The sequence below is a fragment of the Streptomyces sp. B6B3 genome, from assembly GCF_039871525.1.
Taxonomy (GTDB): domain Bacteria; phylum Actinomycetota; class Actinomycetes; order Streptomycetales; family Streptomycetaceae; genus Streptomyces.
In genome coordinates, this window is record NZ_JBDPLU010000004.1 from 126,539 (window position 1) to 139,577 (window position 13,039).

The 13,039-nt window shown below is 69.4% G+C and carries 9 protein-coding genes; 4 read left to right on the plus strand and 5 right to left on the minus strand.

The annotated features are described in order from the left end of the window. Positions 1-39: 39 nt before the first annotated feature. The 4 genes from ABGB06_RS10760 to ABGB06_RS10775 all read right to left on the minus strand — a co-directional run bounded on the left by ABGB06_RS10760 (position 40) and on the right by ABGB06_RS10775 (position 6,768). Positions 40-3,477 (minus strand): discoidin domain-containing protein, encoded by a 3,438-nt coding sequence (locus tag ABGB06_RS10760; RefSeq protein ID WP_347587756.1) that lies wholly within the window; start codon positions 3,475-3,477, stop codon positions 40-42. A 63-nt stretch (positions 3,478-3,540) separates the two neighbouring features. Further along, positions 3,541-4,500 (minus strand): carbohydrate ABC transporter permease, encoded by a 960-nt coding sequence (locus tag ABGB06_RS10765; RefSeq protein ID WP_347587758.1) that lies wholly within the window; start codon positions 4,498-4,500, stop codon positions 3,541-3,543. Beyond that, on the minus strand, positions 4,497-5,435 hold the full coding sequence (locus ABGB06_RS10770) for a sugar ABC transporter permease (protein ID WP_347587760.1): 939 nt from the start codon (positions 5,433-5,435) through the stop codon (positions 4,497-4,499). The genes ABGB06_RS10765 and ABGB06_RS10770 overlap by 4 nt, the downstream gene beginning before the upstream one ends. A 10-nt stretch (positions 5,436-5,445) precedes the next feature. Beyond that, complete coding sequence (locus ABGB06_RS10775) at positions 5,446-6,768, minus strand: extracellular solute-binding protein (protein WP_347587762.1); 1,323 nt, start codon at positions 6,766-6,768, stop codon at positions 5,446-5,448. Positions 6,769-7,130: 362 nt separating this feature from the next. Here ABGB06_RS10775 and ABGB06_RS10780 point away from each other — a divergent pair, with 362 nt between their 5' ends. The 3 genes from ABGB06_RS10780 (at position 7,131) to ABGB06_RS10790 (ending at position 11,466) form a co-directional block, all read left to right on the plus strand. Continuing rightward, positions 7,131-8,228: a LacI family DNA-binding transcriptional regulator gene (locus ABGB06_RS10780; protein WP_347587764.1), complete on the plus strand. Its 1,098-nt coding sequence runs from the start codon at positions 7,131-7,133 to the stop codon at positions 8,226-8,228. Between the two features lie 108 nt (positions 8,229-8,336). Then, on the plus strand, positions 8,337-9,353 hold the full coding sequence (locus ABGB06_RS10785) for a hydroxyacid dehydrogenase (protein WP_347587766.1): 1,017 nt from the start codon (positions 8,337-8,339) through the stop codon (positions 9,351-9,353). Between the two features lie 832 nt (positions 9,354-10,185). After that, entirely contained in the window at positions 10,186-11,466 is a 1,281-nt protein-coding gene (locus tag ABGB06_RS10790; RefSeq protein ID WP_347587768.1) for an alginate lyase family protein, read from the plus strand. 169 nt (positions 11,467-11,635) lie between these two features. On the opposite strand, the gene ABGB06_RS10795 is transcribed toward ABGB06_RS10790, so the two are convergent. Then, on the minus strand, positions 11,636-12,199 hold the full coding sequence (locus tag ABGB06_RS10795; RefSeq protein ID WP_347587770.1) for a hypothetical protein: 564 nt from the start codon (positions 12,197-12,199) through the stop codon (positions 11,636-11,638). Positions 12,200-12,277: 78 nt separating this feature from the next. Between ABGB06_RS10795 and ABGB06_RS10800 the strand changes: the two genes are divergently transcribed. Continuing rightward, a complete protein-coding gene (locus ABGB06_RS10800; protein ID WP_347587771.1) occupies positions 12,278-12,856 on the plus strand; it encodes a hypothetical protein in 579 nt (192 codons plus the stop codon). The last annotated feature ends 183 nt before the right edge of the window (positions 12,857-13,039 follow it).

The window sequence follows — 13,039 nt, forward strand, 5'->3', positions numbered from 1 at the left end:
GCTGACGGATTCCTCGGTCATGCGTGCCTTCGAGTCGACCTACGCGGCGTCGATGTCGCCGTAGAACTCGACCTCGGAGAGGTTGCCGTTCCAGTTCGCGGCGTTGTGGATCCGCAGGTACCGGTAGTGGTCCTCACCTGAGGCGGACCGATGGCTCCAGTCGTTCGCGACGGCCCCGGTGACGGGTTCGGTGAGGTCGGTCCAGGTCTGGCCGTCGTTCGATCCCTGCACGACCGTGCCGTTGGCCCGCTGCGGGTGGCTGGCCCGCGGCAGCATCAGCACCAGTTCGGGCCGCACGGCCGTGTCGGCGCCGAAGTCGATCTCGTAGTACGCGCCTGGCCCGGTGTTCAGGTCGCTGTACGTGTCGGGGTCGCCGTCGAAGAGCAGGTAGCCGACCTCGTCGGCGCCCAGTCCGTCCCCTGGCCACTGCCTGTCGGAGGCGGTGACGGTGGCCAGCTCGGCCACGTCGACGAAGCGGGCGGGGTCCACGACGAAGAGCTCCGATCCGTCGGTGGTGCCGTGGAAGGTCGGTCCCGCCCTGCCGTCGGAGCCCGTGTAGTCGACGGTGAGGGTGACCGGGCCGGCCTCGACGTCGTCCAGGGCGACCGAGGCGTTCCAGGTGACGCCGTCCTCCGACGTGGCCTCCGCCGTTGTGCCCGCCACGTCGACGGTGAGAGAGTCGAGCGGCTCCTTCGCGGTGACGGAGACGTCGACGGTGTCGCCCATCGCGATCCTGCCCGCGACGGCCTGGTCGGAGGAGATCGAGGTCGCCGAGATCAGGTTGCCGGTCTCGTGGCGTTCGCCGTGGATGTGGAACTCGGTCATCTCGAACACGCCCCGCACGATCCCGTAGAGGACGTCCGGCTGCTGTTCGAGCATCTGGACCTTGAGGTAGCGGAACTGGTCGTCCTGGAGGTCCTCGGCGACGTCCAGCGTGTGGAAGTCCTGGGTGAACGCCGTGACCCCCGGGGTGAGCCGGGTCCAGTGGGTGCCGTCGTTGGAGCCGTACACGGTCGAGTTGGCGAGGCGGTCGGCGAAGATGTTGCTCTGGAATCCGAACCTCGTGGCCGAGACTCTGAAGTCGGGGCCGAAGTCGAAGGTGTGCGACATGTCGACGGCCTGGGGGTAGACGGTGCCGGTCTGTTCGTCGCCGTCGACCATGTTCTCGATACGGTCCCCGGTGGTGGAGGAGGCGACGAGCCCCGGGTAGTCGAGGCTGCCGTCCAGATCGGTCGTCGGCGAGAGCAGGCGCAGTCCGTCGACGGCCGCGACGACGTCGGCCAGCGCTGCCAGGTACTCGGCGTCGGAGCCGTGCCTGCGCAGGTCCTCGGCGGTGTCGTCGGCGGCGGCGTAGGCGGCCTCGGGCGCGGACTCGTACGTGGCCCTGGAGTCGTACCCGTCCTCGGCGAGCGCCAGGGCGCCCTTGCGGTCGTCGGCGGCGGCCAGGGTGAGGTGGCGGGCGGCGGCGTTGGTGCCGTCGTCGGCGGCGAGGGTGACCGTCCAGGAGCCGGCATCGGCCGGGGTCCAGGTCAGGGTGCCGGTGTCCGGGTCGAGTTCGGCGCCGTCGGGGAGCCCGGTCGCGGTGTAGACCGTGCCCTCGGCGGCGGTCGCGGCGAGGTCGACGGTGACGTCGGCGCCGGCCCAGCCGACGATCCGCTCGGCCGCGCCCTCGGGGAAGACCGGCCCGGTGAGCTCCGCTTCGGCGTTGATGTTGATGTGGTCGAGGTCGACGGTGGCACCTTCGGTCTCGATGAACAGGATGTCGTCCATAGGGCCGTCGACCGTGACATACCGCCATTCCCCGCCGGTGTCCGGCACGTTCACGGGGTAGTCGCGTTCCATGGAACGGCCGTCTCTGGCGGTGCGCAGGTGGATCACGGCGTCGGCTTCGGTGCGGACGAGGAAGCCGAGCCGCGGACGGTTGGCCTGACCGCTGAGGTAGGCGATCTCCGCGCCGTCGGCCAGGCGCACGTAGCCGTCGCCGGTCTCGACGTCCCCGGCCAGATGCGTGTAGCGGTCCTCGACCTCGTAGATGTTGGGGTTGTCGCTCAGCGGCGGGGTCGACTCCCCGGCCGCCTCGGCGGGCGCGAACAGCCACGAGTCACCGCCGCCGTCACCACCGTCCCAGGAGATGTTCACGGTTCCGCCGCGGTGGTACAGCGGGCCGGGGCGTTTGGCATAGGCCTCGGCGAAGTAGGGGGCCATCGCCTCGATGTCCTTGCCGAGCGTGAACTTGTAGTAGTAATAGATCTCCCAGAAGCTCGCGGTCGCGTATCGGCCGCGATAGCCGTCGGCGATGTGGTTGTAGGTGTCGCGGATCGTGCCATCCGGCGAGATCGCGTAGCCGACGGGCGTCCACTCGGTGTCGTAGCCGAGCATGAACTGCCAGAAGTAGTCGGCGGCATCCAGGATGCGGTCGTTCAGGAACTCGTACGGCCCCACCGCGTCCTCGGCGGTCGAGACCGTGCCGTCGACCGGGTCCACCTTGGTGTCCTGGGCGAGCAGCATGCGGGCCAGGACCGCGAAGTTGGTGAGATTGCCGCCGGCGTGCGCCTGATCGCGGCCCATCTCGACGAGCTGCACGTGTGGGTCGTCGATCGGCTCGCCCGTCTTGTCATTGCTGTCGACCCAGCGGGCCAGCCGGGCGATGGAACCGTTGAAACCCTCGTCCCTGGCGGCTGAGTTGACGGTGAACCACTCGACCTTCTCCTCGTAGAGGGCGGTGTCGTCCATGAAGATCGCCCCGGCCATGGCGCCCATCAGCGGGTAGTTGTGCTGGTTCATGAAATGGTCGGGAGAGGACATGAACGTCTCGATGGACGGCACGATGAGATTCTCGGTGAGGGTCTGGGTGTCGGTCTCGGTCCACGGGTAGGCCTCGTCCGCGCCGCAGCCGGAGTAGCGCAGGAGCTCGGCGGCGGAGACCATGCGGAAGAGCGGGACGCCGGTGTAGATGTGCGAGTCGGTGTGGTACTCGTACTTGGCGGGGTCCATCTGCGCCCAGATGCGGAGGATGCCCAGGGCGTTCCTGCGGTGGACCTCCTTCCCGGTGAGCACGTACATGACCGCCTGCGTGTAGGCCTTCAGACCGTCGGCGACGAACCGCCCTCTCACGCCCGCGTTGAACGCGTCGGAGGCAGGCTTGGTCGGGTCGGACCCGGAGGCATTGGACGAGGTCACGTTCTCGCCGGCCGCGGAGCTCGTCTTCATGGCCTCGAACGAGGAGGTCCACGGCTCAGCGCCCGCGGCGATCTGCTGGCGGGCGTTCTCCAGGATCGGCTCGGTCAGGCCGACTCCGGGGTGGGCGAACCCCTGCTCGCTGACGGTGGACTGGACCGTCACGTCGCACGTGCCGAGATCCTGCCCGGGGGCTGGCCGGGCCAGCGCGACGAGGAGTCCGGTGACGAGCAGGAGCACCGCGGCGAACGCACCGAAGCGTCTGCCGTGGCCGCCTGCGGCAACTACAGTCTGATCCACAAGAGGCACCTTCTTCGTTGACGTGGAGAATGCAGGGACGTGTGGGGCGGCGGGCCTCCGCGGTCACTTCAGGCTGCCGAGGCTGACTCCCGAACGCCAGAAGCGCTGCATGGCGATCATCAGCACGGCCATCGGGATGAGGGAGATGATCGAGCCGACCACGACCATGCCGGTCAGGTCGGCGGACTGGTCGGTCTTCACCGTCAGCCAGGAGTAGAGGCCAAGCATGACGGTCCACTTCTCGCTGCTGCGCAGGAAGACCAGAGGACCGAAGAAGGAATTCCACATCCCGACGAATCCGAGCAGGAAGATGGTGGCCGCACCCGTGGACATCAGGCGGAGGCCGATCTGGAAGAAGACCCGGTACTCGCCCGCGCCGTCGATGCGGGCCGCCTCCAGAAGCTCGTGCGGAATGGCTCCCTCGGCGTACACCTTGGCGAGGTAGACCGAGAAGGCGTTGAAGAAGCTGGGGACGATGATCGCGGTCGGCGTGTCGATGATGCGCAGGTCGGTGTAGAGCAGGAAGGACGGAATGGTGAGCAGCGCGCCGGGCACCAGGAAGGAGCCGATGATGCAGCCCATCAGGAAGCCGCGTCCCCGGAAGCTGTACATCGCCAGGCCGTAGCCACACGCGACGGATATCAGCGTCATGCCCGCCGTGCCGACGATGCCGTAGAACAGGGTGTTCCCCATCCACGTCAGGAAGATCCCGTCCTGGTAGGTGAAGAGATCCTCGAGATTCCGCATGAGGTTGAACTCGGCGAACCACAGGCCGTTGGAGGTGTAGAGGTCCCGCTGCGACTTGGTCGCGGAGACGATCAGCCACCAGACGGGGGCCAGGGAGTAGAGGGCGAACAGCAGCAGACCGGTGATGATCAGGGCCCGGGTCCGCCGGGTGGTCCGGGCCCCGTTCGCCACCGTCCCGCGCGTGGTGTGGCGGCGGACGGGAGGTTTCGCCCGCCGTCCGGTCGATGGTGTGGTCGACTCCGGCGGAACGGCCTTCGGGTGGGTGGTGGTGGTCATGAGGTGGGCGCCTTGTTCGTGAGCCGGTAGAAGAGGGCCGAGACGGTGCCCACCACGAGGGCCAGGATGATGGACAGGGTGGCGGCGTAGTTGAACTCACCCTGCGCGAACGCCCAGTCGTAGATGGCCATGATCGGCGTGAAGTCGCGGGTGACCGTCTCCGGGGTCATCGAGCGGAACAGCACGGGGTCGCTGAAGATCTGCAGCGTTCCGATGATGGCCAGTACCGTGGTGAGCACCAGCGTGCGGCGGACCATCGGAATCTTGATCGACCATGCGACGCGCCATTCGGACGCGCCGTCGACGTACGCGCTGTCGTAGATCTCGCGCGGAACCGACCGCAGTGAGGCGTAGATGATGAGCATGTTGAAGCCGATCGCGCCCCACGCCATGAGGTTCCCGATCGAGACCCAGATCATCTCGCCGCTGTAGAAGTTGGCGTCGATGCCGACGGCGTCGAACATCGGCGTCAGCGGGCCGACGTCCGGGCTGTATACGTAGACCCAGATCAGCGTGGCGACGATGCCCGGAACCATGTACGGAATGAGCAGCGGCAGCCGGAACACGTTCGCGACGCGCTGCGTGGCGGAGTCGAGCAGCAGCGCCAGGAGCACGCTGAGGATCTGGATCGCGGGAATGCAGACCAGCGCGAAAAGCGCCACCCGCAGCATCGCCGCCCAGAACCGGTCGTCGTCGAATCCCTCGATGAAGTTGTCGAGGCCGACGAACTCCACCGTCTTCTCGCCGAAGCCGAGGCCCGAGCTCTGTTCCCGGTAGAAGCTCTCCCGCAGCGCCATCACCAGGGGAACGACGGTGAAGACGACGAATCCGAGGAAGAACGGAAGGGTGAAGGACGCGCCCTTGAGCGCCACCAGCCGGTGCCAGCGCGGCAACCGGTTGGTGGGCGGCTTTCGCTGATCGACGGAAGCGGCCACGGCCTGAGCCTCAGCTTCCGAGGACGTTGATGTTCTTGGAGCGCAGATCCTCCACCGTGAAGTCCTGCATCCGCTCCAGCAGCTCCACCATGGTGATCTCGCCGTTGACGGCGTTGGCCCACTGGTCCTGCAGCTCGGCGAAGACGCCGGTGTAGTTGGGCCCGACCACCCACGGGTCCCGGCCGGCCTCGACCGACCTCGTTATCACGTCGTCGGCCTCGTCGCGGTGCTCGCCGAAGAGGCGTTCGGGGACGGCGGAGTCGACCCACGGGGACGGGTCGGGTACGGCGCCCGGCCAGGCGTACGCGCCGGTCTGCGGGTCGAGCGTGGCGTTGATCGCCTCCTCGTTCGTGGCCTTCCAGACGGAGACCTCGACCGCCTCCTCCACGTGCTCGCAGCCCTCGGGCACGAGCTCGGCGCCGCCGTGAGCGGGCGTGACGAACTCCTCGGCGTCCGAGAACTGGGGCAGGTCGATGGGCTGCCAGTCGCCGGTCGACTGCGCGAAGTCGATCTCGTACTTGGTCAGCTGCCAGGTCGAGGTCGGCAGGGAGACCATCCGGCCCGAGTCGAAGTAGTCGATCAGCGCGGGCCGGTCGAGGTAGGTCTGGTGGGCGACCAGGTCCTTGTCTATGAGCTGCTGCACGATGTCGGCGGCCCTGCGGGACTCCTCGGAGAGGAAGTCGACGCGCCAGGCGTCGCCCTCGATCTCGTACCACGAGCCGCCGGCCTGCTGCACCAGGTTGACGAGGGTGGAGGGGTCCTCGCCGGCGAGGTTCATGACGTAGACACCGTGCGGGCGCAACTCCTCGCCCGCCGCGATGAGTTCGTCCCAGGTGGTGGGCACCTCGATGCCGTACTCGTCGTACACGGCGCGGTTGATCATCATGAAGCTGGGGTTGAAGCCGGAGGGCACGCCGAAGTAGCGGTCGCCGACCATGGCGCCGGGCAGCGCCGCCTCGTTGAAGAGGCCGTCGTCGAGGTAGGGCTGGAGCGCGTCGGTGACGTCGGTCAGCAGGCCCTCGGAGGTGAGGGCGGGCACCTCGCCGATGCTCTGCACCAGGCAGGGGACGTCCTCGCCGGAGGCGATGGCGTTGCGGAGGTTGGCGGCGGTGCCGGGGAGGTCCACCTGCTTCACGAACCTCAGCTGGATGTCGTCGTGGGTGGCGTTGAACTTGTCGACGACCGGCTGCACCAGCCGTTCCTCGTTCCAGGACCACATCTCGATGACGACCGGGCCGTCGCCCCGGTCGCCCGCGGCGCCGCCGCACCCCGTCGCCAGCAGGGACAGCGTGACGGCGACCGCGGACGTCAGGGTGATTCTCGCGGGTTGCATAGGACACTCCCGGGATGGTGAGGGGCTGTCAGGCGGGATAACGCTGCTTATGTCTTAGTTATCGTTTTCTATCGGTTGCGCATGGTCGAGCAAACTAGGCGAGGGGGTGGACCGCGTCAATCGTCTGGACAAAGGTTTTCTATCCTTGCCGGCCGCTCGGGGCGACTCGCTGCAGGACTGGCGGGACGAGCGGCGCGGCCCGCTGACCGTCCTCGCCGCGCGCTTGGTCGTCGCATCCCAACGCTGCCGTGCGCGCGGCAGGCGGGCGACGGCGACCAGGTCGCCCCTCGTCTGAAGCGGGCCCGAGGACACCGGTGGGCCATGCCGGACGCGCCGTCCGCCCACCCCCTTACGCTGTGCGGGTGACAAACGATTTCGGCGAGGGTGCGGACAGCGCGCGCCGTGGGCGCGCGACGTTGAAGGATGTCGCCGGTCGGTCCGGGGTCTCGATGACGACCGTCTCCCGCGTCCTCGCCGGCGACTATCCCGTCGCGCTGGCCACCAGGCGGCGGGTGGAGAAGGCGCTGCGCGAGCTGGACTACGTCCCCAACACCCACGCCCGCGCGCTGCGCGGGCACGGCGCGGGAAGCGTGGCATTCGTCCTGAAGGACGTGCGGGGGGAGGCGTTCGCGCAGTTCGCGCACGGCATCGAGGAGGAGGCGTCCCGCCGGGGCCGGCTGTGCCTGCTGTGCGTCAGCGGCGGCGACCCCATCCGGGAGCTGCGGGTTCTGCACCTCATGCGTCAGCAGGGCGCCGAGGTCGTCATCGTGATGGGCAGCGTCGTGGACGACGAGGCGTACCGGCGGCAGATGGCCGAGATCGCGCGCTCCCTGGACCAGGTCGGCTCCCGGCTGGTGCTGTGCGGCCGCCCGTCGCTGGGCGAGGGCGTGCCCGTGACGGTCGTGGAGTACGACAACGAGGGCGGCGCGTACGCCGTCACCAGCCGTTTGCTGGCGGCCGGCCACCGTCGTGTCCTGCTGTTCGGTGGCGACGTCGCGTTCACCACCAGCGCCCAGCGCCTCGCCGGCTACCGCAGGGCGCTGGCCGACTATGGCGTCTCCTACGAGAAGGACCTGGTCGTCAAGGCCGCCTTCGACCGCGCGGGCGCGTATCTGCGGATGCGGGAACGGCTCGCCGCCGCATGCGACTTCACCGGCGTCTTCGCCCTCACCGACGTCGTCGCGGCCGGCGCGCTGCGGGCCCTGACCGAGGCCGGCCTTCAGGTGCCGGGGGACGTCTCGCTCGTCGGGTACGACGACGTGCCGCCGGCCACGGACCTCAGGCCGCTGCTGACCACCGTGCACGTGCCGTACGAGGAGATGGGCCGCACCGCGGTCCGGCTCGCGCTCGACCGCCGGGGCGGCAGCGGCCGGGGCGCGGGCGAGGGCCACGTGCTGCTCGGCACCCACGTGGTCGTCCGCGACTCCGTCGCGCCCCCACCGCCGGCCGGCACGGGCTGAGTTCCGCGCTCGCCGCGCCCTGGCCCGCCTCGGGACGGTTGACCCCGGTGAGGCACGCGCTTACTGTAGAGAACGATTTCTACGCCGCCCGGAAGGGACTCCCGTCCTATGCCTGAGCGACCCTCGGTGCTGTTCGCCCTGGAGTCCCGTTACCTCTCGCTGCTCTTCCCGCCGGAGGTCATGGCTCGGCTCACCGCCCTCGCGGACGTCGATCCGGACACCGTCGTCGACCTGCGGCATCCGGGCCCCGCCGCCGCTGCCCGGCAGCTGCTGGCCGACGCGGAGGTGCTGATCACCGGCTGGGGTTGTCCGGCGCTCGCCGTGGACGTCCTCGAGGCCGCGCCCAAGCTGCGCGCGGTGCTCCACACCGGCGGCTCGGTCAAGCACCTGCTACCGCCGGAGGGCTGGGAGCGGGGCGTGGTGGTCTCCTCCGCCGCCGCCGCGAACGCGCTGCCGGTGGCGGAATACACGCTCGGCATGATCCTGCTGGCCGGCAAGGGCGTGTTCGAACTGCGCGAGCGCCTGCGGACCGAGCGCGGCTTCGTCCTGGGCGAGATCCACCCGCACGTCGGGAACGTCGGCCGCCGCGTCGGCCTCGTCGGTGCCTCCAGGATCGGCCGGCGGGTGATCGAGTTGCTGCGACCATTCGACTTCGAGGTGCTGCTCCACGACCCGTACGTGGACCGGGCCGAGGCGGCACGACTGGGCGCGCGGCAGGTCCCGCTGGCGACGCTGCTCGCGACCAGCGACATCGTCAGCGTCCACGCCCCCGCCACCGTCGAGACCCGCCACATGATCGACCGCGCCGGGTTGGCGTCGATGCGCGACAGCGCGGTCCTGGTCAACACCTCGCGCGGCAGCCTCATCGACCACGACGCGCTCGCCGCCGAACTCGTCTCCGGGCGGCTGTCGGCCATCCTGGACGTCACCGAACCCGAGCCCCTGCCGGCCTCCTCACCCCTGTACGAGCTGCCGAACGTGCTGCTCACCCCACACATCGCCGGATCCCACGGCAACGAGCTGCGCCGCCTGGGCCTGACCGCCGTCGAGGAGCTGGAACGACTGCTCGCGGGGCACGCCCTGCGGTACCGGGTCGACCACGGCGACCTCCACCGCGTCGCCTGACCGGGTCCGGGTCCGGGTCCGGGTCCGGGGGCGGCGGCGCGGCGCAGGTGGCGCTGGCCCTGGGCACTGGCTCGGGGTCGGCGGCCGCGTGGGCGGCGGCCACCACACACCAGGCAAGGCGGCAGAGGCGGAGCGTGCGGCGATGCGTCGAACACGGTTCCCCTCCAGACTGACGGCTGACGGTGGATCGGTCGGGCCCGTGGGTTGAACGAGTCGGGCACGCACGCCCCGCTTCCAGAACGTCGCCCGCACCCGGTGCGTCAGGCGGAATCTCGCCATGGTTGAGCTCTGACCGCGCTGCCTGCCCGCCTGGATGCGCCCGCCATGCGCGGAAGGCTGGTTCGCGAACGACCCGGACATCCTCCCGGAGGCACCCCGCCACACGGAGACGAGCGACGAAGCCCTCGTCTGCGTGATATCGCCGCGGCGGCCCCGGCACCGCCGACCCGTCACCGGCCTGACCACCTCCCTCATGGCCGCCGCGCCGACCGGTTTCGAGGTCGAGCGAGAGGTGACGACCCGACTCGACGGACGCAACCAGAGGGCTTCCTGGGGGACGGCGCGCCCCCGAGTGGCTGGTAGCCCTGACCGACAACGGCCCCCACACCAGCCAGTCACGCTCCACCGGCCCGTGGGTTCGACGTCCGCGGCGCCTCGACCCGACGGCGCCGCCGCGGACTGGCTCGGCACCACTGATCCACCTCGCTCCGCAAAGGAGCTCGAAAACTTTCGAAACCCTCGCATCATAGAGAACCTTTTCTATCTGTGGGCACCATGGGGGTGGCACACGGGACACGTGCCGACCACCCCCACACCAGAAAGAGTGATTCTCATGAAGGGCACGCATCGTCCGGAGGAGGAGAACCCCGGCCGCCGTCGCCTCCTGAAGGCCGCCGTGCTCGGCGGCGGCGCGCTGGCGCTCCCCGGCGCCGTCTACGCCGGCCAGTCCGCCGCCAGCACCGCCGGCACCGAGGCGCGGCCGCACGTCGCCCGGCCGCTGGCGTTCACCCACCCCGGGGCGCTCCACACCCAGGAGGCGTTCGACCGGATGGCGGAGCACGTGGCCGCGGGCGACGAGCCGTGGCTCGCGGGCTGGAACCGGCTGGTCGCCAACCCGCATTCGGCCGCCGGCTGGACCCCCAACCCGCAGGAGACGATCATCCGCGGCTCCGGTGGCTCGGGGCCGGAGAACTACGGGATCCTCTACAACGACATCCACGCGGCGTACCAGAACGCGCTGCGCTGGAAGATCACCGGCGACACCGCCCACGGCGACACCGCGCGGGACATCTGCAACGCGTGGTCGGAGACGCTCACATCGATCGACGCCGGCCCCTCCGACTCCCGTCTCGCGTCGGGCATCTACGGGTACCAGTTCGCGAACGTCGGCGAGATCATCCGCGACTACGAGGGCTTCGACCTGGTCCGATTCCAGGATCTCATGCAGAACGTTTTCTATCCGCTCAACTCCGACTTCCTGGTCCGGCACAACGGCACCTGCGAGTCCCACTACTGGGCCAACTGGGACCTGTGCAACATGGCCTCGATCATGGCCATCGGGATTCTGCGCGACGACCAGGCCCAGTTCGACGAGGCGGTGGACTACTTCCACGACGGCCTGGGCACCGGCAACCTCATGAACGCGGCCCCGTTCGTTTACGACGACGTCGGTCTGGCCCAGTGGCAGGAGAGTGGGCGCGACCAGGCCCACAGCATGATGGGCATCGGGCTGATGGGCACGCTCTGCGAGATGGCCTACAGCCAGGGCGTCGACCTCTACGCAGCGGACGACTACAGGTTCCGCAAGGCGTGTGAGTACGTGGCCCGGTACAACCTGGGCAACGACGACGTGCCGTTCACCACCTACGAGAACTGCGAGGGGCAGGTGCACACCGTCATCTCCGAAGGCGGCCGTGGTCAGGTGCGCCCGGTCTGGGAGCGGGTCTTCCACCACTACTGGGGCCGGCTGAACCAGGACTGCCCGAGCATGCGGGAAATGGCCCTGGCCAACTCCCCGGAGGGCGGCGGTGGCGACTACGGCGGCACCAGCGGGGGCTTCGACGAGTTGGGCTTCGGCACGCTCACGTACGTCGATCGCCTGGTGAGCGAATGACGGGGGCGCTACCGTCTCCGACTCGCGTCCCGCGACCACTCCGAGGCAAGGGGTGCTGATCGACCGATGGCCAGGTCGGCAGATGAGCCATCGCTGAATGTGCTCTTCTGTGCCCGGTGGGCCCGAATCCATGACGTGATCCGGGCCCGCCGGCTCGGGGGCAGGCGCGTCAGGCGGCGGCGGTGACCGAGGTTCCCGACTTGGTCACGTGGTACGTCACGGTGGCGCCGCTCCAATAGTGGAAGGCGAGCGTCACCCGCGCGTCGTCGTTCACCTCGTTGAAGAATGCCGAGGTGAGGAGGGTGGTGTTGTTGGTGTAGTCAGGCCTGAAGTTGTCCCAGTAGAACTGACAGGAGCAGCCGATGCGGCAACGTCCGCAACACACCGACATCCAGCACCCGACCCGCCAGACGCCACGCGTACAGCGCCATGGGCTGTTCGTCGGGTCGGTGGTGGCCAGCACGTGCGCGCCGGCGGCCGCCGCCTCGGCCGCGTACCGCAGGCTGTCCGACGGCGGCGCGGAGAGCCGTTCCAGGTGCTGGCGCACGGCGTCCCGGTGGACGGGAGGCGTGCGGTAGCCGTGGGCGAACGCGAGCGGCCGCCCGCGTTCCTCGCCGTCCTCGATCCGGTTGAGGTGGTGGAGCATCCCGGGTGTGACCACGATGTCGACCAGGTCGCTCAGCCACTCGGCACGCGGCGCCTGGGCATCGCTGGTGGCCTCAGGCTCGGACATCTGGGCCAAGGCCGCCGTCCAGTTCAACGAGTGGAACCGCGGGCGTACGGCTCTGAACGCCCAGCGGATGAAGCAGGATTGCTCCTCGATCAGGTGCGCACGCTCCAGGCGCGGTTCGACCAGCACGGCCTGTCCGAGCTCGGGCACGCCCCGGTCGACGAACCGACCGGCCAGCCCGACACCTTCGCCGAGATCCTGCGGCGCATGGACGAGCTTCCCCGTCTCCGCTTCACGGGTGATCCGAAGGTCACCCAGGCTCTGGACGATCATTCCGTGGGCAACTGGGTCGAGGTGGCCTGGGACGCCCTGTGCGCGCTGAACGAGTACGCCGCCGCCTCTGCGGCGGGAACCGCCGGCGGCGACTTCCGTCACTGGTGTCTGCGTCAGCCGGAGGATCGCGAGCACCGCTTCTCGGCGGGCAAGGTCAAGATGAAGGAGTCCGAGGGGGTGGGCAACCGCGGCAAGTGGCGCGGTGAACGTACCTTCCCGGTGCCCGTCTCCGTCGACCCGAGCGGGAGGCTGTTCATGCAGGCGCACCTGTGCGTCGGCGGCGGCAACACCGTCGCGCCTCGTCTCTACTTCCACGACGACGGGCCCGGCACGGGTCTCGTGTACGTGGGGTACATAGGCCCGCATCCGAGCAACACGCTGACCTGATCCCGGTGGGCGGTGAGCCGAGGCCGGTGAGCCGATCACCGCCGAGTGGGGCACGGGCCACGCCCCGGTCACCCCTGTCGCGCCGGCGCCCCCGGACCACCTCCGTTCCTCGAAGGCGAGGACGGCCTCCTCCAGGTCTCCGGGCTGGGGCGGCGGCGCCTCCCCGTGGACGGGCTTCGGCGT

Coding starts and splice junctions, on each gene's coding strand:
- ABGB06_RS10765 (WP_347587758.1), bottom strand. CDS start 4,500: ATGACCACCACCACCCACCCGAAGGCCGTTCCGCCGGAGTCGACCACA.
- ABGB06_RS10775 (WP_347587762.1), bottom strand. CDS start 6,768: ATGCAACCCGCGAGAATCACCCTGACGTCCGCGGTCGCCGTCACGCTG.
- ABGB06_RS10785 (WP_347587766.1), top strand. CDS start 8,337: ATGCCTGAGCGACCCTCGGTGCTGTTCGCCCTGGAGTCCCGTTACCTC.
- ABGB06_RS10790 (WP_347587768.1), top strand. CDS start 10,186: ATGAAGGGCACGCATCGTCCGGAGGAGGAGAACCCCGGCCGCCGTCGC.
- ABGB06_RS10795 (WP_347587770.1), bottom strand. CDS start 12,199: ATGTCCGAGCCTGAGGCCACCAGCGATGCCCAGGCGCCGCGTGCCGAG.